Below are 20,531 nucleotides of genomic sequence, written 5' to 3'. Positions count from 1 at the left end.
ACCTAAAAATCATTAAAACGCTTTTTAGCCAAACCGTTATGCTAAAATATGTCCTTTTATGGTTTCCGATGATCATACTGGCCGTAATTAACGGCACAGCACGGGACCTGTGGTATAAAAACTATGTAGGCGAATTAGCTGGTCGGCAAATTTCAACTATAACCCTCCTGTTGCTTTTTGCGGTTTATATCTGGTTTGTAATTAAAAAGTATCCACCTGCCACTTCGGGGCAAGCCATAACATAGGCATCCTCTGGCTTGTATTAACCCTTGTTTTTGAATTTGGCATGGGCTTTATGTCAGGCAAGACCTGGGCGCAGATGTTGGAGGACTATAACCTCCTGCAAGGACGCCTTTGGATTTTAATTCCGGCCTGGGTTGCTGTTTCTCCTTACTTCTTCTTCAGGCTCCTGAAACAGTAACTATAGTTTAGTTTACGCCGCCTTGTCAATTCCTTTAAACCGCACGTCCTGGTAATAATTACAGATATTGTGCAGCACACATTCTTCGCATTTAGGCGCAAAAAAAGTACACACCCGCTGGCCGTGGCGCAACATGTGCACATGAAAGTTAAACAGCTCTACGGGCTCATCGGGGAGCATATGCAATAACAGGTCGTGGGCTTTATTGGCGGTTACTTTGGCACCTATCAACCCCACCCGCTGGCTTATCCGGAACACGTGCGTATCTACAGGCATTACGGGTTTGTAAAAGTTAAACAACAGCAGTAAAGTTGCAGTTTTAGGACCTACACCCGGTAGCTTGGTCAGCCAGGCCATCGCTTCCTCTACGGGCATATCTTCCAGAAAATCGATGTTAAATTCCCCGCGTTCTTCTTTAATGATGCGCAACGTTTCCTGTATCTGGGGTGCTTTCTGGCCGGGGTAGCGGGTAGTTTGTATAGCGTCTGCCAGTTCTTCAAAATCAGCATTCATCACTCCTTCCCAATCCCCGAAACGCTCCAGCATGGTATAAAAAGCCTTTTCTTCGTCTTTATGGTTGGTACGGTGCGAGAGCATGGTAGAGATAAGCTCGTGCATGTGGTCGCGGCGTTTCTCCAGTTTCAGGCGTTTGTAGGCTTTGTTTAGCAACTCGTGCGTGAGCAGTGTTTTTTCTTGCGGCGGTAGTTCGTGTGCATCCATGGGTACCTATAGTTTTGCACAATTTCTTACGCACGTATAGTTGTACAGTTCAACCCAACACTTTCCTTCAGCTTAAAAAAAACGTACCCATGGCCAGCAACTATAGCTATAGATGGCAACCGGCTACAACTATAGTTAAACTAAGCGTACAACTATTTGCAGTTTTGTACGCTATATGTGGTAGATATTTTGGCAGAAGAGCCTTACGAATAGACCTTGTATGCAGATAAAATTTTTAGGAACCGGCGGCGCTTTTGATGTAGATTACCTGAACTCGGCAGCAAAACTACACTTCAGGGGCAAGCACATTCTCATAGATTGCGGCTTCACGGTTTTCCCGGCGCTGGTACACAAAAACCTGATCCAACGGGTAGACCATATTCTGCTTACACACCTGCACAACGACCATTGCGGTAGCCTGGCCACCATGTTGCTATACAAAAGCATTATCGAGAAAAGCCCGCGGCCGGTAATTATATACCCCTCGGAGCAGTTTAAAAGCCAGTTGTATACGTTACTTGAGCTACAACTAAAAACCCCCGATAAATACGCCGAATTTGTACCCCTGGAGCAGTTTGCAGGCCTTACTGCCATTGATACGTTCGGCCAGCACTCCGAAGGAATGCAGACCTATGCCTACGTGTTTGATGAAGGTGACGACCGCATTGCCTACTCCGGCGATTTAGGCAAACCCGAAACGCTTTTCGACAGGCTGGAGAAGATGAACCCGCTGCGCACCTGCGTTTTTCACGAGATCACGTTTAATGCCGAAAACACTGGCCATACCTACTACAAAAAACTGCTGCCTTACCTTACCAACTACGAGATTTTCGGCTACCACTGCGACCCAACCCAAAACCCGCTGGACAACCCTATAAGGTTGGTGTTTTACGAACCTGACCTGATGGCTTAAACTATAGTTTATACTTAAATCCTCTTGCAGGAACTATAGCTTTGCCGGTTACAAACTGACTTTAACTATAGCTATAAGCTACAATAACATTTATGATAGTTGCCCTCGCTCACCTCCAGCAAGAGTGCGTTACCAGCGGACTCTGGCCGTTTTAAACTATAGCCTAAATATTTTCTAAAACTTGAATTGTAACCCGGCCTCCGGCCACCTGTGGCCTTCAGCCCGAAAGCGTTAGAGACGAGGGAATTTAGTAACTATAGTTTACTTCAGTTCCGATGCTTTTAGCTCTTTCTGCCATAGTTCGGTGCCTTTTGCGTTATAGATGGTTACTTTAAACCTGCGGTCTTTGGCCGGGCCGTGTACGCTTATTTTTGCAAAGTTATTTTCCAGCACCAGTGTGCCTGGCACGCGCATGGTGTTTGGCTCATCTTTCGGGTCAGATGGCCCGGCGGTTAGCGCCGAAATGGTAAAATCGTAGAGCGGGTATGTGCCTGGGCGGTCCTGCTTGGTTAGTTCGGTAAAGTGGCGGTCGCCGTCTAAAAATATAACGCCTTTAATATTGGCTTTGGCAATGGCATCGAGCAGTTTCTGGCGCTCTTCGGGGTGGTTGCTATAGTTTTCCTTTTCTTCGGCCGGGTTCAGTACCTGCCCACCAATACAGATCACTTTAAACGTAGCCGTACTAAAATGCAGGGCATCTATCAGCCAGTTCAGTTGTTCGTCTCCTAAGTATGCTTTGTTGGTTGTGCGGGAGTTCGGGCTTTTATTCCAGCGGTCGTCCATCATAAAAAACTGCACATCGTTCCAGCTAAACGTACTGGTTATGCCTGCATCTTTAAAAATATAGTTGGGGTTAGGCCAGAAAGTTTTAAAAGCATCCAGGGTAAGGTCTTTTGCCCAGAAACTGCGGTCAGCGTTATTCGGGCCGTAGTCGTGGTCGTCCCACATGGCGTAGTTATGCACCGAGCCTATAAGCGGTTGTAGTTCCGGCAAAGAGCGGGTGTGCGTGTACCGGTACTGTATGCCCGTTTTCGTATTCCAGTCCGGCTCGCGCAGGTAGGTGTTATCGCCAAGCCAGAGCATAAAATCCGGTTTTTTCTGATATATTGAGTTCAGTATCTCCAGGTTGGTGCTGCCATAAGGTTTGCCCGGACGGTCGTAAGGAGTGTCGTTCACATAAAAGCAACTGCCCACGGCAAACGTAAAATCCGGTGCATCTTTGCGGTGCTGCCATAGTTCCTGCGTCTGAAACTCGAGTGGGTAATTACGCTTTACTTTTTTGTTATTGATGTATAGTTCGTAGCTATATTTTTTGCCAGGCTCTACTTTATCGGCTATCAGGTGTGCGGTGTTGGCTTTGGCAGCGTCTGTTTTAAGCGTAGCGGTAGTGTATACAGTAGCTGGATTATCTTTTGCCCAGTATTTTATTTTTACGTTGGCTGGTGCTTTGGTCTGTACCCATAGTTTTACCTCGCGCATTTCAGAGTAGCCTAACATCGGCCCCGACTGCAACAATTTTTCCTGAGCTACAGCCGCAAGGCTCCAGCACATAAAGTATAGCACTGCCAGTAATCGTAATTTCATAGTTTTTCTTTTTGTTCAGGTATAAATGCACTTCTGTTTATACCCAAAGATACAGTGCCTGCATCAAAATTGTAAAAACACAGGTATTAGTTTTAAGTATAAAGCAGAACCTTCTACTAATGACTATAACTACCAGGCAACCTATAGTTCGCAAACCTTTCCTGAGGCAGCCGCTGCATATGCTCTACATTGCTTTGTTTCTGGCGTTCTGGCTCTATTCTGCCTATACCACCCCTGACCTTGTAAACTGGCTCACCGAAAATGCGCTTACCTTAACACTGCTCATTTTTCTGGCTGCATTTTACAACATCTTTCGTTTTTCAGACACCAGCTATACTTTAATACTGCTGTACCTGCTGTTGCATGTGCATGGCAGCCAATACGAGTACGCGCATAATCCCTTCGGTGAATGGCTGCAGCAGCAATTAAACCAGCCCCGCAACCAGTACGACCGGCTTGTGCACCTGGGTTTCGGGTTGTTACTTGCCTACCCTATGCATGAGGTACTGGACCGCGGCTTTAAAGTAAACAGGCCCTGGAGCTACCTGCTGCCCATAGAGTTGGTACTATCGTTAGGTGCTTTTTACGAACTGATGGAATGGGTATTAGCTGACCTGTTGTATGAAGGCTCTGAACAAGGCATGGTTTTTCTGGGGATGCAGGGCGACATATGGGATGCACAAAAAGATATAGCAATGGGTTTTGCAGGGAGTGTTGTAGCGATGGGGATTGCTTTTGTATTTCGCAATAAGAAGTAATTGCGCTGTACTTTCGACCACCGAGATAAATCTGAATTCTATAGTTAGTAGCTATACTCCTCTACTGTCATTTCGAGCTCAGCCGAGAAATCTTATTTGTCCTATAGCTTTACATTTGTCATTTCGAGTGCAGCGAGAAATCCATCTTAGCTTATAATTGAAGTCTATACTTACTTGAACTAAGCTATCCTTTTAAAGTTCCTCTAATCCTGGGAGCTTTACTTACCTATCGTTTCAATCTAGCTTTGGTGCCCTCACGGCCGGGAGGCCCCGTCTTCGGGCATCGCGCTGTGTACATTTCTTTTTCTCGTACCTCGAAATGCCTGACGGCACCAGAAATCTACAAGGCGCTCAACCCAAAGACTGCGATCTTTCTCATAGCAACTGCATTTCTATATTTTGGAACATCTTCGCTTCGAAATTTATCGTGGCTATAGTTCCGTAGGGATAGGTCGCGACCTGTCCGATCTATGCCGCCAACTATAGAACTGTAACTTCAACTATAGCTAAGGCTTAAACTCCCTCTCCTGTTTTTAGGAGAGGGTTGGGGTGAGGTAAAACAGCAACTATAAAACTATAGGCTTAACTATAACGATGCCAAAACCGACTTCCGAGCATTTGAAAAGCATCGGAGCGTCTAACACTATAGCCTGACTTCAGCAATTGTACTAAAAACAAAAAAGGAGAAGTATACTTCTCCCATGCTGCTGTACTATAAGATGCTATAAAATTATTTAATACCCGTTTTAACGGAAAGAGCCTGTTGGCTAAGCGCTTTGTTGCTTTGGCTCATGCGTTCGCAGGCACTGAAAACAAGGGAAATGGCTGCACTTATAAAAGCCATTTTTAAGTATAGTTTCATATTATTTTACTGGTAATATAAGGGAGGCAACAGGCGAAAAAAACAGCCGCACCCAAGAGTGCGGCTGAAAAAAATCACCAAAATTACACTTTCATCAAATCTTATAACTGGCCTTTTTCAGCGGCCTTCTTCATTTTCTCGTTTGCAAAAATCGCGATCTCTACACGGCGGTTCTGCTGACGACCTGCTGCTGTGCTGTTATCAGCAATTGGCTGGTCAAAAGCATAACCTTTGGTAGTCATACGGCTGCGCGATACACCTTGTCCGCCTAAATAAGTAGCAACAGACTCTGCTCTGCGTTCAGACAATCCCTGGTTTAGCTCACGTGAACCTGTATTATCTGTGTGGCCTTCTATCAGGATGTTGGTGTCTTCGTACTTTTTAAGGGTAGTAGCCAGCTGCGCTATCTCTGTTTGTGCATTAGACTGCAACGCATCAGAGTTAGTAGCAAACAGGATACCTGAGTTAAACGTGATCTTGATACCTTCGCCAACACGCTCAACTTTAGCATTCTCTAAGTCGCGACGTAATTCTTCGGCCTGCTTATCCATGTGGCGACCAATAAGTGCGCCTGTTGTACCACCCACCGCAGCACCAATAATGGCACCAGCAGCTGTATTACCGGCAGCTCTACCAATTACACCACCTACTACAGCACCACCAGCGGCACCAATAATACCGCCTTTAGCTGTTTTGCTCATAGGCTTCTTTTGGGTAGTAGTTGTATCGGTGCTTGTACCTGTTTTGCTGGCGCAAGACGAGAAGAGTAAACCGATAATGGCGAAGATGGATAAATAAATTCTGATACTTTTCATATGCATTGTTCTTAAGTTCTAATTAACGAATCGTCAGATTCAAAGCTTCATACTGCTTATTTTTAAAAATGTTCTGGTTTTAGGTGTGCTTTTAAGTGGAGCTTCCGGCAGCAATCTTAACACGAGCTGTATACCATTCTGATTATTACCATGTTATATAGTTTATATAGTATACTTAAACGGGTAAAATATTTCACAGGTTTTTAAATAAAGTATACCTATGGTTTTAGTGGGTAAAGCCCAGTAAACTAAAAAGCGCCTGCCAACCGAAGCTGACAGGCGCCTTGAACTATACAACTATAGTTGATACTTATTTTATCTCTCCGCTTTCAGCAGCTTTCTTCATCTCCTCGTTTGCGATGATGATAATTTCTACACGGCGGTTCTGCTGACGGCCTGCCACTGTGCTGTTGTCAGCAATTGGCTGATCGTAGCTATAGCCTTTTGCCTGCAAACGTGTGCCATCTACACCAAGGCTTTTTGCATAGTTTAACACAGACTCCGCACGGCGCTCAGATAAACGCTTGTTCAGGTCATAGCTACCAGTGTTATCAGTGTGGCCTTCAATAATAACGTTTGTACCTTCGTACTCTTTAAGTGTCTGAGCAAGTTTAGCGATATCTTTTTTAGCAGATGCGCTCAGTTCAGCAGAGTTGGTCGCGAACAGGATACCAGAATCAAAGTTGATACGGATAGCTTCACCTACACGCTCTACGTTCGCATTTTCCATGCTCTTCTCAAGCTCTTCAGCCTGCTTGTCCATACGGCGACCGATAACGGCACCAGTAGCACCACCTACTGCAGCACCAATAATAGCGCCGGCAGCTGTGTTACCCATTTTATTACCGATTATACCACCAATAACAGCACCAGAACCGGCACCAATAATACCGCCTTTGGTTGTTTTATTCATTCCTTTCTTCTCGGTTGTACCCGTCTGAGTGGTAGTTTCAGCTGTAGAACCTGAGTTGTCAGCTGTAGGGCGCGTGCTTTGGCACGATGTAAACAACATAGCTGCAGCCAGGAACGATGTAAGTGATAATTTTAAAGCTTTCATGTTTTTTAGAATTGGTAAAATTTTGGTTTTACGATAACTGTACTGTTTATGATTATAATTAATTGTACTCGTTTCCCTACTGATTGCAATACGAGTGCCAACTTTGCACTAACGACCGTAATCCTTAAAACTATACAAGCGAAATTAAATAAATATCAGCTTATCAGAATATATTAACCTAACAATGTGATTATTAGCTAATAAAAAAAGCCTGCTTTTTTCGGGCAGGCTTTTTTTATTTATACTTTATACTTTTTACGACGCTTTGGTTGCTTTGCTGCTTTTAGTGGCAGTAGCATCAGCTTCTTTCACATACACCATAGTTAGCAGGTCGGTAAGCTTTTGTTTCAGCTCTTTGCGGTCAACTATAAAATCAAGGAAACCGTGCTCCAGTACAAACTCTGCACTCTGGAAACCCTTTGGCAGATCTTTACCAATTGTTTCTTTAATTACACGCGGGCCGGCAAAACCGATCAATGCACCCGGCTCCGCAATGTTAAAATCACCCAGCATGGCGTAAGATGCCGTTACACCACCTGTGGTCGGGTCTGTCAGCATCGAGATATAAGGTAAGCCTTCTTCAGAAAGCAATGCCAGTTTAGCAGACGTTTTCGCCATTTGCATCAGCGAGAAACCGGCTTCCATCATACGCGCACCACCCGATTTTGAGATCATCATAAACGGCGTACGAGTTTTGCGGGCATGGTCAATGGCGCGGGCTATCTTCTCTCCTACCACCGAACCCATAGACCCACCAATAAAATTGAAGTCCATACATGAGATCGTGATCTCCTGGCCGTTCATTTTGCCGTAAGCACTGCGTACCGCATCTTTCAGGCCTGTAGATTTCTGGGTAGCAACTATACGGTTCGGGTATGGCTTGGAGTCTACAAAATCCAGCGGGTCGCCTGAGGTAAGGTTGGCATCCAGTTCGGTAAACTCGTTGTTATCAAAAAGTATAGCAAAGTACTCTTTAGAGCCTACGCGGTCGTGGTGGTTGCACTTAACACAGGTGCTTAAATTTTTGCGGTGCTCTGCCATGCTGGTTACAGCTTTGCAGCTCGGGCACTTATACCATAACCCGTCCGGTGTCTCTTTCTTCTCTTCAGTAGGAGTATGAATTCCTTTTTCTACTCTTTTAAACCAAGGCATCATAGTTTAAAGCGTGCACTGGGCACATAAAATGTGATAATTATACTTGCAGCCAACCGGCAGGGTATATCAAAAAAATGACCTGCCTTTTACCTCTCCGAAGAGCTTTTAAAAAGGCAGGTCACAAAATTATGTAATTATCAGCAGTTCTGCTACAATATTATGCTAATGTAATCTCGTTGCTCAGGTACACATCCTGTATGGCGTTCAGTAGCTCCACACCAACTTTCATGTCTTTCTGGAAAGCTTTACGGCCAGAGATCAGCCCCATACCGCCCGCACGCTTGTTAATTACAGCTGTACGCACTGCATCTACCAGATCCGACTCGCCTTTAGACTCGCCACCAGAGTTGATAAGACCGGCACGGCCCATGTAGCAGTTTGCCACCTGGTAGCGCGCTAAATCAATCGGGTTGTCGGTGGTCAGTTTATCGTACATCGCCTTATGAGACTTCGCGAAGTTGATAGCTGTAAAGCCACCGTTGTTTTCAGGAAGTTTTTGCTTGATGATGTCGGCCTGTATAGTTACGCCCAGGTGGTTAGCCTGTGCAGTAATGTCGGCAGCTACGTGGTAATCTACACCGTCTTTTTTGAAGGCGTTGTTACGTGCATAGCACCAAAGTATAGTTGCCATACCTAACTGGTGTGCTCTTTCGAAAGCCTCCGCTACTTCAATGATCTGGCGCGAAGATTCCTCAGAACCGAAATAGATCGTTGCACCAACGGCGGCAGCACCTAAGTTCCAGGCTTCATCCACAGAACCGAACATGATCTGGTCAAACTTGTTAGGGTAAGTCAGCAGCTCGTTGTGGTTAATTTTTACGATGAACGGAATGCGGTGCGCATATTTTCTGGACATCATGGCCAGGTTACCAAACGTGGTTGCTACTGCATTACAGCCACCTTCAATAGCCAGTTTAATGATGTTCTCGGGGTCGAAATAGATAGGGTTTGGTGCAAACGATGCACCGGCAGTGTGCTCTATGCCCTGGTCAACTGGCAGGATAGACAGGTAACCCGTGCCACCTAAACGGCCATGATCGAATAGCTGCTGTAAGCTGCGCAGCACCTGTGGGCTACGGTTGCTCTGCGCAAAAATTCTGTCCACGAAGTCCGGGCCCGGCGCGTGTAGTTGCTCTTTAGAAATAGTTTTGCTTTCATACTGAAGCAGATTTTCTCCTTCAGAACCAAGTAAAGAAACGATGTTATCGTAATTCATTTGTCTTTTAATAATTTGTGGTAAGAGACACTTCGATTTGGTGATACAAATATAGTAAGGTAATATATTATTATAAGAATATGACTGTAACTTGTTTAGCCATCTTTTATTGAGTGTAATCCGCTGTAATTATAGAGCTATAGTTTACCAGCACCCAACCTCATACTTGCACCCGGCTAAAAAGTTACCTTAAAACCGGTCAAGTATAAGCTTTAGGCTATACATATTGTAAGCATTCCTCCACAATCTAAAAAAGCATAAAATCGTTATAATTATTATAACTATCTACCTATCAACCATGAAAGCTATGACCAACTTTAAGTATCTTAAATTTACCGGAGGGCTATATATAAGTGTGCTGGCAATAGTACTGCCTGCCTGTGTTTCGTCCACGCAATTAACCGGCTCCTGGAAAAACCCGGAAGCAACCCATACTTACCAACATATTGTAGTTGCAGGTCTTACAGACAATATACTTGCCCGCCAGGAAGTGGAAAAGGATATGCAGAACCAACTGCAACAGCATGGTACAAAAGCAACCAAGAGCATCGACATTTTTCATCCAACGGCGGGCAGTAAAAAAGGACCAGACGTAAACCTGCTTTTGGAAAAAATGCGTGGCGGAGACTATGATGCCGTACTTACAGTTGCGTTAGTGGATGAAAAGACGCAATCCCGGTATGTACCAGGCAACGTGGGTTATCGCCCAATTACACGCTACTCCTGGTATAGCAATTTCAGGGGGTATTATACTTACTGGTACCCTATACTTTATGAGCCCGGCTATTACACCGAAGACAAGATCTACTACCTGGAAACGAACCTGTATGGGGTAGAGAACGATGACCTGCTCTGGTCTGCGCAGTCGCGGTCCTATAGTCCGGCAAGTTTACATAAAGCATCGGAAAAACTTGCTGAGGTAACTATAAACAAACTAGCCCAGGATAACCTGATACCTAAAGCAACAACTATAGTAGAGCAATAAAAAAAAGGGACGTTCTTAGCGTCCCTTTATAGTTTATAGTTGTGTTATACTTACTCGTTATACACCACATGCAGCACTGTCTGCCCTACTGCTTTTAATGTTTTCGGGCTGATGATGGACATGCTATCGGAGTGGCGGTGGTGATAGTCTCCGAAATAATCGCCGTCAATGGCTGTCATGTTATACTCTATAATGTCGATCATCGGGATGTTCGCCCATTCGTTCACATAAGAGTGGTCGTCTGTAATGGCGGGTGCATTCACATATTTAAAGTAATCAGAGTAGCCCAGTTTGTTTCCGGCTTTCCATACTTTATCTACTACGTTTTTAGCATACTGCATCGAAGTACCTTCGCGGGCAAACCGGGCGTTTTCAGCACCTACCATATCCAGCAAAATACCATACTTGGCCGTATAGTTCGGGATATGCTTGTTTTTGCTCCAGTATTGCGACCCCAGGCACCAGTCATTCTCCATATAAGGAAACTTACTGTCTTCCGGTCGCCCATAATCTTCTCCATCAAAAAAGACTAGATCAACCCCAACGCCCGGTTTTTGCTGTGCCGCATTTATAGTTCTGGCAATTTCTAAAAGTACTGCTACACCACTAGCCCCGTCGTTAGCTCCATCAATAGGCTTGTCAGGGTTGCTGCTGTCTTTATCAGCAAATGGGCGGGTATCCCAGTGGGCAGCAAGCATTACACGGGCACTGGCCTCAGGGTTATAAGAGGCGATGATGTTGCGCAGGTTCAGCATTTTACCATCAAAGGCACGCATCTGAAGTTCCTGCACTTTTACATCGGCGCCATATTCTTTTAACTTACTGATGATCCAGTCGCCGGTAGCGGTATGCGCTTGTGAGTTTGGTACACGTGGCCCAAAAGCCACTTGCTTTGCTACAAACTTGTAAGCCGAATCGGCATTAAAAGCAGGTGCCTGCACACCTGCCGGTTCAGTTTCTGTTTCAGTTACAGTTGTTTCCTGCTGCGCGCTTTTCTCCGCAGAGTCGCAACTATAAAGTGCCAGTGCACCGCAGCAAAGTATAGCTATCAGGTTCAATTTATTCTTCATAAGCCCAGTCTGTACCGGTTTTTAAATCTTTTATCACAATGCCCTGCTTTTTCAGCTCCGCACGAATAACATCTACTTTATCATACGCTTTCGCTTCTTTGGCTTCTTTATAGAAATCAAGTATAAGTCCCAGCATTTCTTCCTGGTCGCCGAGCGGTTCTTCTTTCAGGCCAAGTATATCCAGCACCAGCGTGCGGTAAGTTTCTCTCATCGTGTCAAATGTTCCACGTGTGAGATTTCCGATCTGCAGCTGGCCTAAGTATAAACTATTAATCTTTTTAAGCAGATTGAACAGCGACGCTATCGTTCGGGCTGTGTTCATGTCGTCATTCAGGCCACGGAAGCAATCTTCGGTCAGTTTCAGCAGCTCTTCGTTCAGCTTTTCGTCCGGAGTCGCGCCTTCTTCCGGGTACTGTATTTTATCCAGCACGCGTAGTCCGTTCATCAGTTTGGTATAACCTTTACGTGCTGCCTGCAATGCTTCGTTACTAAAGTCCAGGGTACTTCTATAGTGTGCCTGCAAAATAAAGAAGCGGATCGTCATTGGGCTATAGGCCTGCTCCAGCATCTGGTGGTTGCCGCTGAACAGCTCGCTCAGGTTTATAAAATTACCTAACGATTTACCCATCTTCTGACCATTTACCGTGATCATGTTGTTATGAACCCAGTATTTGGCAGCATCTGAGTGGCTGTGGCTTGCCTGGCTCTGCGCTATTTCGCATTCGTGATGCGGGAACATCAGGTCCAGTCCGCCGCCGTGTATATCGAAGTTATCGCCCAGGTATTTTCTACTCATAGCCGAGCACTCCAAATGCCACCCCGGGAACCCATCGCTCCACGGCGAAGGCCAGCGCATGATATGCGACGGGGAAGCTTTTTTCCAGAGTGCAAAGTCCAGTGGCGAGCGTTTTTCCCCTTGTCCTTCGGTATCACGGGTATTACTCAGCAGGTCTTCTATAATGCGGCCCGACAGCTTGCCATAGTTATGGTCTTTGTTATAAGCAGGCACATCAAAGTATACCGAGCCATTCACTTCATAAGCAAAGCCATTCTCCAGTATCTCCTTTATCATCTCTATCTGTTCGATGATATGGCCGGAAGCACGTGGTTCGATATCGGGAGAAAGGGTATTCAGTTTTTCGAGGTCGCGATGATACACGTTGGTATAGTGCTGCACCACTTCCATGGGCTCCAGTTTCTGTGCCTTGGCAATCTTTTCGATCTTATCTTCACCTTCGTCAGCATCGTTCTGCAAATGCCCAACGTCGGTAATGTTGCGCACAAAACGCACTTTATACTTCAGGTATTTCAGGTAACGGTACAGCACATCGAAGGTAACCGCGCTACGAGCATGGCCCAGGTGTGGCTCGCCATAAACGGTTGGTCCGCACAGGTACATACCTACAAAAGGGGCATGTAGGGGTTCAAATACTTCCTTCTTGCGCGTAAGCGTATTGTATAGATTCAGTTTCTGTTGCATGGTATAAGTATAGGCAGCAGCGCCGCCGCACTTTATAGTTTATCAGCCTGCTATGGCCGGTTTATATTTCAAAATTAAAAAGATTGCCTTCCAACTCCTAACCTCACTCTTTTTCGAGCACATATTTAGCCGATATCGGGAAGTGATCGGAAAGGCCCATTTCGTAATGTGTTGTAAAATCGTAAGCTCGTAAACCCTCACTATAAAACTGGTTATCGATGCGCAGGAAAGGTAAAGGTCCGTTATACGTGGCTCCCACACCGGTACCCGCTTCTACAAATGCGTTCTGTAATTTGCGGGCAAGCTGGTTATAGGTATAACTCGATGGTATGTCGTTCAGGTCGCCGCAAACGATAACCGGATGAGGCGATTCGTTAATATGTTCCAGCAATTTTTCTACCTGGTGGCCACGGGCTATAAATCCTTTTTTCAAGCGGCGCGCGAGGTTACGACCCTCTTTCTTAAAACTCACTTCATCTCCAATAGCCGAGTATGTATTCTCAATATCCTGCGATTTTATACTCATTGACTGCAGGTGAGCAGTATAGATGCGAATTGTATCTCCTTTCACATTAATATCAGCCCAGATAGCGCGGTTATGGTTCGACTCGCCAAACCGGATCACGCCTTTATCAACTACAGGATATTTAGAGAAAATAATAATCCCGATATCAGCTTTGTTACGGTCTACATAAGACACCGAGAAATACCGGAATTTGTCGTACCGGTTTCCGATACGGCTGATAGTATTATAGGTACTGGAGCCCCGGTTGCTGTAAAACTCCTGCAGGCAGTATACATCGGCCGGGTGTTCGGCTACCCAGTTTATCATTTCGCTGGATGCGTCGCGGGCACTGCCATCCGTGTCGGCGTAAGCATTAAACACATGTACATTGTAGCTTAGTACCTGCAAAGTTTTGTCTCCTTCCGGCGCTTTCCCGTCACTAAAGTTAAAGGCCACCAACCGGTTATAGTATCCCCAGCCAAGTATAATTACCAGTAACGGCAACACTACATACCACGAACGTTTTATCAGCCAGTAAAAAAGGAACAGCACATTAATTAAAAGCGCACCCGGCAACGAGAGCGCCACAAAGCCGGCGGGCCAGAATTCGTGCGGCGGAACGCGCAGGCACAGCACACCCAGCAACACCCAAAACACCACAAGTATGTTAAGGATGAGCCAAACTTTGCGCCGTATTTCTCTGAATGTACCTGGCATGAAACAAACATACAAATAAACCCTTTATGTATAATAGGCTGCCTACAGAAATGCGCGTACAAAATCTATAGTTTGCAAACACATATACCTAACCCGAACTATAACGACCTATGCGCTGTTACCTTTTCAACACCCTCCCGGCACTTCCCTCTCCGGCTAGTAGCGCCCTCATGTCAGCAGAAACTATAAATTAATATAGCCCGTTTACGGACCGTATTGTATATATAATGTTTTTGTTGTAAATTTGTGACATTATTTCCAAGGAGATGAGGGGACACGAAGTCCCCTTCTTTATTTCTTATACTTGTAAACGATGGCACTAACCGCGAATACCATACGAGAGATGGCGGAGGCAAGTCTTCCGGACAGCGATCTGTTTCTGGTGGATGTAACAGTATCCGACTCACCGGTTCGCCCAAAGGTAACGGTGCTGGCCGATGGCGAGCAGGGTATAACTATAGACCAGTGCGCAACTATAAGTCGCCGCATCAGCAAGAAGATTGAGGAGAAGTACGGCGAGGAGCTGAGTTATACGATAGAAGTAAGCTCTCCGGGCGTTGATTATCCGCTGACGCAGCCAAAGCAGTTTACGCGCAATATTGGTCGTAACCTGAAGCTGAAACTGCAGGATGGTACCGAGAAAACCGGCAAGCTGGAAGAAGTAACAGAAACAGGCATAAACCTGACAGAAGAAATAAAACAAAAAGGCAAAAAGGCAACGTATGAGCCTGTGCAAATACCTTTCGGGGAGATTGTAAAAGCAAATGTTGTAATATCATTTAAATAAAAAGATAATGAACAGTTCAGTCCTGATCGAGTCGTTCGCTGAGTTTGCGAAATTCAAGAACATAGACCGCCCGACCATGATGCGTATCCTAGAAGACGTGTTCCGCACCATGATCCGTAAAAAGTGGGGCACCGACGAGAACTTTGACATCATCCTGAACGTGGAAAAAGGTGACCTGGAGATCTGGCGCAACCGCGAAATCGTGGACGACAACTCGGAGGATATCTGGGACCATGACAAGATCGCTTTATCGGATGCACAGAAGATAGAGCCTGACTTTGAAGTGGGTGAAGAAGTATCGGAAGAGATACAACTGGAAGACTTTGGCCGTCGCGCTGTACTTACAGCCCGCCAGACACTTATCCAGCGCATCAAAGACATGGAAAAGGAGTTGCTGTTCCAGAAGTATAAAGACCTGGTAGGTGAGATCATCTCTGGAGAAGTATACCAGGTATGGAACCGCGAAGTGTTGTTATTGGATCAGGACGAAAACGAGCTGCTGATACCAAAAGGCGAGCAGATACCGAAAGACCGTTACCGCAAAGGTGATGTGGTGCGTGCTGTTGTTCAGCGCGTTGAGATCGTAAATGGTAATCCAAAGATCATCCTTTCACGTACTTCTCCTGCATTCCTGGAGCGTTTATTTGAGAACGAAGTACCGGAAATTTATGATGGCCTTATCGCTATCAAAAAGATCGTTCGTGAGCCGGGCGAGCGTGCCAAAGTAGCCGTAGAATCTTTTGACGACCGTATTGACCCGGTTGGTGCCTGCGTTGGTATGAAGGGTTCGCGTATACACAGCATTGTACGTGAGCTGGAGAACGAGAACATCGATGTAATTAACTATACCGATAACCTGGAACTATATATTCAGCGTGCGCTTAGCCCGGCTAAGATCACCAGCATGAAAATAGATAACGAGAACAAGCGTGTATCTGTGTTCCTGAAACCAGACCAGGTATCGTTAGCAATCGGTAAAGGTGGCCAGAACATTAAACTGGCAAGCCGTCTGGTTGATATGGAAATCGACGTATTCAGAGAGTCTGAAGTATACGAGGAAGACATCAGCCTGGAAGAATTTACCGATGAGATCGAAGACTGGGTAATTGCAGAATTACGCCGCATTGGTCTGGATACAGCCAAGAGTGTGCTGGCAGTAAGCAAGGAAGACCTGCTGCGCCGCACCGAACTGGAAGAAGAAACCATCGACGACGTGCTGGCTATCCTGCGCGAAGAGTTGGAAGAAGAAGATAACCAATAGTTGTACGTTGTGCCCCATTCGCTTAATTTTGAAAGAAATTACCGAAGGGGCACTGCGCATTACCTGCTTAAAGGCAACTACTAGTAAATAACATTAAGATTAAAGACAGCATATTAGAACAAAATGGCAGACGAACAAACAAGGAGGCTTAAACAGGTTGCAACTACTTTGAACATTGGTACATCTACCATTGTGGACTACCTCTCTGCTAAAGGTTTTGACGTGGAAAATAAACCCACTACCAAGATCACAGCAGAGCAGTTCAGTATGCTGGCTAAAGAATTTGCGTCCTCTATGCAAGATAAGATAGAGGCGCATGAACTTAATATTGGCAAAAAGCCACAAGGCAACCAGGTAGTTGAGTCAGAGGCACACCACCATGAAGTAAAGAAAACTGCAGAACCTGAGCAGGAAATCTTTATTAAAACGGTACACCAGCCAAAAGGCGAAACCCCTGAACCAAAAGTACCTGAAGCACCTGCAAAACCAGCAGAAGCAGCTCCGGAATCTAAACTACCAGGTATAAAGGTACTGGGTAAGATAGAGTTGGATGCAAAAGGCAACCCAATACCAAAGCAGGCTCCTAAGCCAGCACCGGCACCTGAAGCGCCTGCTCCGGCTCCTTTAGCTGAAAAACCAGCAACTCCGGCTACTGAAAAGCCAGCTCCGGCCACAGCGCCAGTAGCTGAGAAGCCAGCGGCTCCGGCACCAGAAGAAAAACCTGCTGCCCCTGTAAAACCAGTTGAAACGCCAGCTCCCGCAGCTGATAAACCAGCAACGCCTGCGCCAGCGCAACCGGCAGCTCCAGTTGCTGAAAAACCTGCGGCACCTGCAACACCAGCCCCTGCTGCCCCTGTGAAGCCGGCAGCAGAAACCAAAGCACCTGAGCCTACGCCAGCTGCAACCGGAAAACCTTCGGAACAAGAACAAGGACCAATAGAAACAATTACAGCAAAAGCCGATCAGTTAAAAGGCCTTACTGTACTGGGCAAGATCGAATTACCAGACAGCTCACGCAGAAAAGGCACGAAACCTGTAGCTTCCTCAGATGATAGGAAGGGCGGCAAAAAGAAAAAGCGCAAGCGCATTATAGTTCCTACTGAAGGTGGTGGCCAGCAGCCAAACCAGCAGCAAGGTGGACAGGGACAAGGACAGCGTCCTATTACGCCGGCAGGTGGCAACCGACCGCATGGCGGAAGCGCACCGCACCAGGGCGGCCCACGTCCGCAAGGCGGTGGCGGCAGAAACCAGCAGCGCGGAACATTTACTCCACGTCCTGAGAAAGCCGAGGTAACCGATAAGGAAATCCAGGAGCAGATTAAAGCGACACTTGCAAAACTGAGCGGTGGCAAAGGAGCCAGCGGCAACAGAGCAAAATACCGTCGCGAGAAACGTTCAGCTATAGCTGATGCTACGGAAGAACGCAGAATGATGGAAGCCGCAGAGTCGAAGACACTGCGCGTAACCGAATTCGTATCGGCTAACGACCTTGCCTCGCTGATGAACGTGAGCGTGAACGATGTTATTAAGGTATGTATGCAGCTTGGTATGTTCGTTTCGATTAACCAGCGTCTGGATGCGGAAGCGATCACAATCATTGCAGATGAGTTTGGCTATAGTATAGAATTTATTACAAGCGAAGACGAGCAGGCCCTGGAGCATATTGAAGAAGATGCAGAAGAGGACCTGGAAGAACGTGCTCCGATCGTAACGATCATGGGTCACGTTGACCACGGTAAAACTTCCCTGCTTGACTACATCCGTGACGCGAACGTAACTGCCGGTGAAGCGGGTGGTATTACACAGCACATTGGTGCTTATAAAGTAAAAACAGAAAGTGGCCGTACCGTTACTTTCCTGGATACACCTGGTCACGAAGCCTTTACAGCGATGCGTGCCCGTGGTGCCAAGATCACAGACGTTGTTATTATCGTGGTAGCCGCCGACGACTCGGTGATGCCTCAGACAAAAGAAGCGATCAACCACGCACAGGCAGCCGGTGTACCAATTATTATTGCCCTTAACAAAATAGATAAACCTGCCGCTAACCCTGATAAAGTTCGTGAAGAACTTGCTCAGTTAAACATTCTGGTTGAAGAATGGGGTGGTAAGTACCAGTGCCAGGAGGTTTCAGCTAAAACAGGACAGGGTGTTAACGACCTGCTGGAAAAAGTATTGCTGGAAGCCGAATTACTGGAACTGAAAGCTAACCCAGACAGAAATGCAGTTGGTAGCGTAATTGAAGCGTCTCTGGATAAAGGACGTGGCTACGTAGCTACCATGATGGTACAGACAGGTACCCTGAAAATTGGAGATGTGGTACTGGCTGGTTCACATTACGGTAGAGTTAAAGCAATGACCGACCACCGTGGCCGCAAAATGAAAGAAGCAGGTCCATCTACGCCAGTACAGTTACTGGGTCTGGATGGCGCTCCGCAGGCCGGTGATAAGTTCCTGGTAATGGAGTCTGAGCGTGAGGCACGTGAAATTGCATCTAACCGTTCGCAGGTACAGCGTGAGCAGAACCTACGTACCCGTAAGCATATTACGCTTGATGAGATCGGTCGTCGTCTGGCAATCGGTACATTTAAGGAACTGAACGTGATCGTGAAAGGTGACGTGGATGGTTCGGTAGAAGCACTTTCTGACTCTTTACTGAAACTGTCGACTCCGGAAGTACAGGTAAGCATCATTAACAAAGGGGTGGGTGCCATCTCCGAGTCTGATGTGTTGCTGGCATCAGCTTCTGATGCGATCATTATCGGTTTCCAGGTTCGTCCGTCACAGAACGCGCGTAAACTGGCAGAGCAGGAGCAGATTGATGTGCGTCTGTACTCGATCATTTACGATGCGATAAACGAGGTGAAGGATGCCATGGAAGGTATGCTTGCTCCTACCCTGAAAGAAGAGATCACTGGTAACGCAGAAGTGCGCGATGTGTTCAAGATTACGAAGGTGGGTACTATTGCAGGTTGTATGGTTACTGACGGCACAATACAGCGTAACAACAAGGTACGTTTAGTGCGTGATGGTATCGTGGTACTGGATGGCGAAATTCTGGCTCTGAAACGCTTTAAAGACGATGTGTCTGAAGTGAGACAAGGTTTTGAGTGCGGTATCAGCCTAAAAAACTATAACGACATACAGGAAGGTGATATCATTGAAGCATACACTGAAAAAGAAGTGAAGCGTACACTATAAGTACAGCTTTAACTATAAAAGCGAAAGCCCCCGGAAACATCCGGGGGCTTTCGCTTTTATAAACTATAGTTGAAAAAATTAACGCCTGTTACGGGCAAGCATACGCTTATCTTTGCGGTGCTTTTTATGCATTAACTTTTCTTTTCTTTCTATTTCCTTCATCTTCTTGCTGTTCTTGATGCGGTTTTTATCAAACGCAGATTTTCTTCCGGTCCTCGTTTCATATTCGTTATAGCGCGTATCCAGGCCGGCGGCGCGGGCACCAACTTCGTCGGTAGCTGCACCTTTGTTTGTTTTAGAAGTTCCCCAGAATTCATCCTTGCCAGACCCCATAGAGTTTGGAGCATTTTGCGCATAGGCAGCATTAAAAGCCAGCATCACACCGAAGCAAAAAAAGGATAGCAGTAGTTTTTTCATACCAGGAATAAGGATAGTGTTGCACGTATAACGGAGCAAGACCAATAAGTTATACATTATTTTGAGGGTAACACTATAAAAAACTATAAAAGTTCTGTGTAACAGGTATAAATACAAACTTTAAATGCTTAAAAACTATACTTTACCAAGTTACACCACTATAGCTATAGTTACTTAGCGGCTGTTCTGGTTTTTAAGAATGTCCCGGATCTCGGTAAGCAGCACTTCTTCTTTGTTCGCGGGTGGGGCCGGTGCGGCAGCTTCTTTCTCGCGGAGGCGGTTTATAGTACGTACCAGTAAAAAGATAGCAAACGCGATGATGAAGAAATTGACCACTGACTGCAGAAACAATCCATAGTTAATAGAAACTGCCGGCGCTAGCTCTTTTCCGTTCTCTATCACGGCATCTTTTAACACTATTTTAAGTGCGCTGAAATCTACGTGGCTGATGAGCAACCCAAGTGGCGGCATAATAACATCATCAACCAACGATTTAGTGATACCACCAAAAGCAGCACCAATTACAACACCTACGGCCAGGTCGATAACGTTGCCTTTAACAGCAAACTTCTTAAACTCAACTAAAAATCCCATTCGTTTTACTTGC

General features: G+C 46.0%; 18 protein-coding genes and 1 pseudogene. 7 read left to right on the top strand and 12 right to left on the bottom strand.

The features are described 5' to 3' along the window. Window positions 1-245: pseudogene (locus GWO68_RS17730) on the top strand (hypothetical protein); the annotation flags it as partial. A 188-nt stretch (window positions 246-433) separates the two neighbouring features. On the opposite strand, the gene GWO68_RS14590 reads toward GWO68_RS17730, so the two are convergent. After that, window positions 434-1,141, bottom strand: a complete 708-nt coding sequence (locus GWO68_RS14590; protein WP_162347195.1) for an endonuclease III domain-containing protein — start codon at window positions 1,139-1,141, stop codon at window positions 434-436. Window positions 1,142-1,361: 220 nt separating this feature from the next. Here GWO68_RS14590 and GWO68_RS14585 point away from each other — a divergent pair, with 220 nt between their 5' ends. Continuing rightward, on the top strand, window positions 1,362-2,054 hold the full coding sequence (locus GWO68_RS14585) for an MBL fold metallo-hydrolase (RefSeq protein WP_162347194.1): 693 nt from the start codon (window positions 1,362-1,364) through the stop codon (window positions 2,052-2,054). 261 nt (window positions 2,055-2,315) lie between these two features. Here GWO68_RS14585 and GWO68_RS14580 read toward each other — a convergent pair whose 3' ends face one another. Next, window positions 2,316-3,638, bottom strand: a complete 1,323-nt coding sequence (locus GWO68_RS14580) for an alkaline phosphatase D family protein (RefSeq protein ID WP_162347193.1) — start codon at window positions 3,636-3,638, stop codon at window positions 2,316-2,318. Between the two features lie 119 nt (window positions 3,639-3,757). On the opposite strand from GWO68_RS14580, the gene GWO68_RS14575 reads away from it, so the two are divergent. Continuing rightward, entirely contained in the window at window positions 3,758-4,396 is a 639-nt protein-coding gene (locus GWO68_RS14575) for a DUF2238 domain-containing protein (RefSeq protein ID WP_162347192.1), read from the top strand. A 730-nt stretch (window positions 4,397-5,126) separates the two neighbouring features. Here GWO68_RS14575 and GWO68_RS17975 read toward each other — a convergent pair. From GWO68_RS17975 to GWO68_RS14555, 5 genes are all read right to left on the bottom strand, one after another. Then, window positions 5,127-5,258: a hypothetical protein gene (locus tag GWO68_RS17975; protein WP_262887499.1), complete on the bottom strand. Its 132-nt coding sequence runs from the start codon at window positions 5,256-5,258 to the stop codon at window positions 5,127-5,129. A gap of 101 nt (window positions 5,259-5,359) precedes the next feature. Beyond that, window positions 5,360-6,073, bottom strand: a complete 714-nt coding sequence (locus GWO68_RS14570) for an OmpA family protein (RefSeq protein ID WP_162347191.1) — start codon at window positions 6,071-6,073, stop codon at window positions 5,360-5,362. Between the two features lie 310 nt (window positions 6,074-6,383). Continuing rightward, complete coding sequence (locus tag GWO68_RS14565) at window positions 6,384-7,130, bottom strand: OmpA family protein (RefSeq protein ID WP_235942084.1); 747 nt, start codon at window positions 7,128-7,130, stop codon at window positions 6,384-6,386. 255 nt (window positions 7,131-7,385) lie between these two features. After that, window positions 7,386-8,282, bottom strand: coding sequence for an acetyl-CoA carboxylase, carboxyltransferase subunit beta (accD, locus tag GWO68_RS14560; protein WP_162347204.1), 897 nt, complete (start codon window positions 8,280-8,282; stop codon window positions 7,386-7,388). A gap of 160 nt (window positions 8,283-8,442) precedes the next feature. Further along, a complete protein-coding gene (locus GWO68_RS14555; protein WP_162347190.1) occupies window positions 8,443-9,501 on the bottom strand; it encodes a class I fructose-bisphosphate aldolase in 1,059 nt (352 codons plus the stop codon). Between the two features lie 298 nt (window positions 9,502-9,799). Here GWO68_RS14555 and GWO68_RS14550 point away from each other — a divergent pair, with 298 nt between their 5' ends. Then, window positions 9,800-10,486, top strand: a complete 687-nt coding sequence (locus GWO68_RS14550; RefSeq protein WP_235942083.1) for a hypothetical protein — start codon at window positions 9,800-9,802, stop codon at window positions 10,484-10,486. A 50-nt stretch (window positions 10,487-10,536) separates the two neighbouring features. Here GWO68_RS14550 and GWO68_RS14545 read toward each other — a convergent pair whose 3' ends face one another. From GWO68_RS14545 to GWO68_RS14535, 3 genes are all read right to left on the bottom strand, one after another. Further along, a complete protein-coding gene (locus GWO68_RS14545; RefSeq protein WP_162347189.1) occupies window positions 10,537-11,556 on the bottom strand; it encodes a M28 family peptidase in 1,020 nt (339 codons plus the stop codon). After that, entirely contained in the window at window positions 11,546-13,036 is a 1,491-nt protein-coding gene (gene cysS / locus GWO68_RS14540; RefSeq protein ID WP_162347188.1) for a cysteine--tRNA ligase, read from the bottom strand. The genes GWO68_RS14545 and cysS overlap by 11 nt, the downstream gene beginning before the upstream one ends. 103 nt (window positions 13,037-13,139) lie before the next feature. Beyond that, the gene (locus GWO68_RS14535; RefSeq protein WP_162347187.1) at window positions 13,140-14,258 is read right to left on the bottom strand and encodes an endonuclease/exonuclease/phosphatase family protein; all 1,119 of its coding nucleotides are present in this window, start codon (window positions 14,256-14,258) and stop codon (window positions 13,140-13,142) included. Between the two features lie 313 nt (window positions 14,259-14,571). On the opposite strand from GWO68_RS14535, the gene GWO68_RS14530 reads away from it, so the two are divergent. The 3 genes from GWO68_RS14530 (at window position 14,572) to infB (ending at window position 19,507) form a co-directional block, all read left to right on the top strand. After that, window positions 14,572-15,045 carry a ribosome maturation factor RimP gene (locus GWO68_RS14530; RefSeq protein WP_235942082.1) on the top strand — a complete coding sequence of 158 codons (474 nt, stop codon included), beginning with the start codon at window positions 14,572-14,574 and terminating at the stop codon, window positions 15,043-15,045. 7 nt (window positions 15,046-15,052) lie between these two features. Then, window positions 15,053-16,306 carry a transcription termination factor NusA gene (gene nusA / locus GWO68_RS14525; protein ID WP_162347186.1) on the top strand — a complete coding sequence of 418 codons (1,254 nt, stop codon included), beginning with the start codon at window positions 15,053-15,055 and terminating at the stop codon, window positions 16,304-16,306. A 123-nt stretch (window positions 16,307-16,429) separates the two neighbouring features. Next, window positions 16,430-19,507, top strand: coding sequence for a translation initiation factor IF-2 (infB, locus tag GWO68_RS14520; RefSeq protein WP_162347185.1), 3,078 nt, complete (start codon window positions 16,430-16,432; stop codon window positions 19,505-19,507). Between the two features lie 78 nt (window positions 19,508-19,585). Here the strand turns inward: infB and GWO68_RS14515 are convergent, their stop codons facing one another. Continuing rightward, on the bottom strand, window positions 19,586-19,924 hold the full coding sequence (locus GWO68_RS14515) for a hypothetical protein (RefSeq protein ID WP_162347184.1): 339 nt from the start codon (window positions 19,922-19,924) through the stop codon (window positions 19,586-19,588). Window positions 19,925-20,098: 174 nt separating this feature from the next. Next, complete coding sequence (mscL, locus tag GWO68_RS14510; RefSeq protein ID WP_162347183.1) at window positions 20,099-20,518, bottom strand: large-conductance mechanosensitive channel protein MscL; 420 nt, start codon at window positions 20,516-20,518, stop codon at window positions 20,099-20,101. Between the last annotated feature and the right edge of the window lie 13 nt (window positions 20,519-20,531).

The sequence above is a fragment of the Pontibacter fetidus genome (assembly GCF_010119545.1).
Lineage (GTDB): Bacteria > Bacteroidota > Bacteroidia > Cytophagales > Hymenobacteraceae > Pontibacter > Pontibacter fetidus.
The sequence above is the reverse complement of the archived record's forward strand: the minus strand, read 5'-3'. Positions and strand labels throughout refer to the sequence as shown.

Bases quoted from the DNA above. Each gene is read 5' to 3' on its own strand.
- GWO68_RS14590 (WP_162347195.1), bottom strand. From the start codon at position 1,141: ATGGATGCACACGAACTACCGCCGCAAGAAAAAACACTGCTCACGCAC.
- GWO68_RS14585 (WP_162347194.1), top strand. From the start codon at position 1,362: ATGCAGATAAAATTTTTAGGAACCGGCGGCGCTTTTGATGTAGATTAC.
- GWO68_RS14580 (WP_162347193.1), bottom strand. From the start codon at position 3,638: ATGAAATTACGATTACTGGCAGTGCTATACTTTATGTGCTGGAGCCTT.
- GWO68_RS14575 (WP_162347192.1), top strand. From the start codon at position 3,758: ATGACTATAACTACCAGGCAACCTATAGTTCGCAAACCTTTCCTGAGG.
- GWO68_RS17975 (WP_262887499.1), bottom strand. From the start codon at position 5,258: ATGAAACTATACTTAAAAATGGCTTTTATAAGTGCAGCCATTTCCCTT.
- GWO68_RS14570 (WP_162347191.1), bottom strand. From the start codon at position 6,073: ATGAAAAGTATCAGAATTTATTTATCCATCTTCGCCATTATCGGTTTA.
- GWO68_RS14565 (WP_235942084.1), bottom strand. From the start codon at position 7,130: ATGAAAGCTTTAAAATTATCACTTACATCGTTCCTGGCTGCAGCTATG.
- accD (WP_162347204.1), bottom strand. From the start codon at position 8,282: ATGCCTTGGTTTAAAAGAGTAGAAAAAGGAATTCATACTCCTACTGAA.
- GWO68_RS14555 (WP_162347190.1), bottom strand. From the start codon at position 9,501: ATGAATTACGATAACATCGTTTCTTTACTTGGTTCTGAAGGAGAAAAT.
- GWO68_RS14550 (WP_235942083.1), top strand. From the start codon at position 9,800: ATGAAAGCTATGACCAACTTTAAGTATCTTAAATTTACCGGAGGGCTA.
- GWO68_RS14545 (WP_162347189.1), bottom strand. From the start codon at position 11,556: ATGAAGAATAAATTGAACCTGATAGCTATACTTTGCTGCGGTGCACTG.
- cysS (WP_162347188.1), bottom strand. From the start codon at position 13,036: ATGCAACAGAAACTGAATCTATACAATACGCTTACGCGCAAGAAGGAA.
- GWO68_RS14535 (WP_162347187.1), bottom strand. From the start codon at position 14,258: ATGCCAGGTACATTCAGAGAAATACGGCGCAAAGTTTGGCTCATCCTT.
- GWO68_RS14530 (WP_235942082.1), top strand. From the start codon at position 14,572: ATGGCACTAACCGCGAATACCATACGAGAGATGGCGGAGGCAAGTCTT.
- nusA (WP_162347186.1), top strand. From the start codon at position 15,053: ATGAACAGTTCAGTCCTGATCGAGTCGTTCGCTGAGTTTGCGAAATTC.
- infB (WP_162347185.1), top strand. From the start codon at position 16,430: ATGGCAGACGAACAAACAAGGAGGCTTAAACAGGTTGCAACTACTTTG.
- GWO68_RS14515 (WP_162347184.1), bottom strand. From the start codon at position 19,924: ATGAAAAAACTACTGCTATCCTTTTTTTGCTTCGGTGTGATGCTGGCT.
- mscL (WP_162347183.1), bottom strand. From the start codon at position 20,518: ATGGGATTTTTAGTTGAGTTTAAGAAGTTTGCTGTTAAAGGCAACGTT.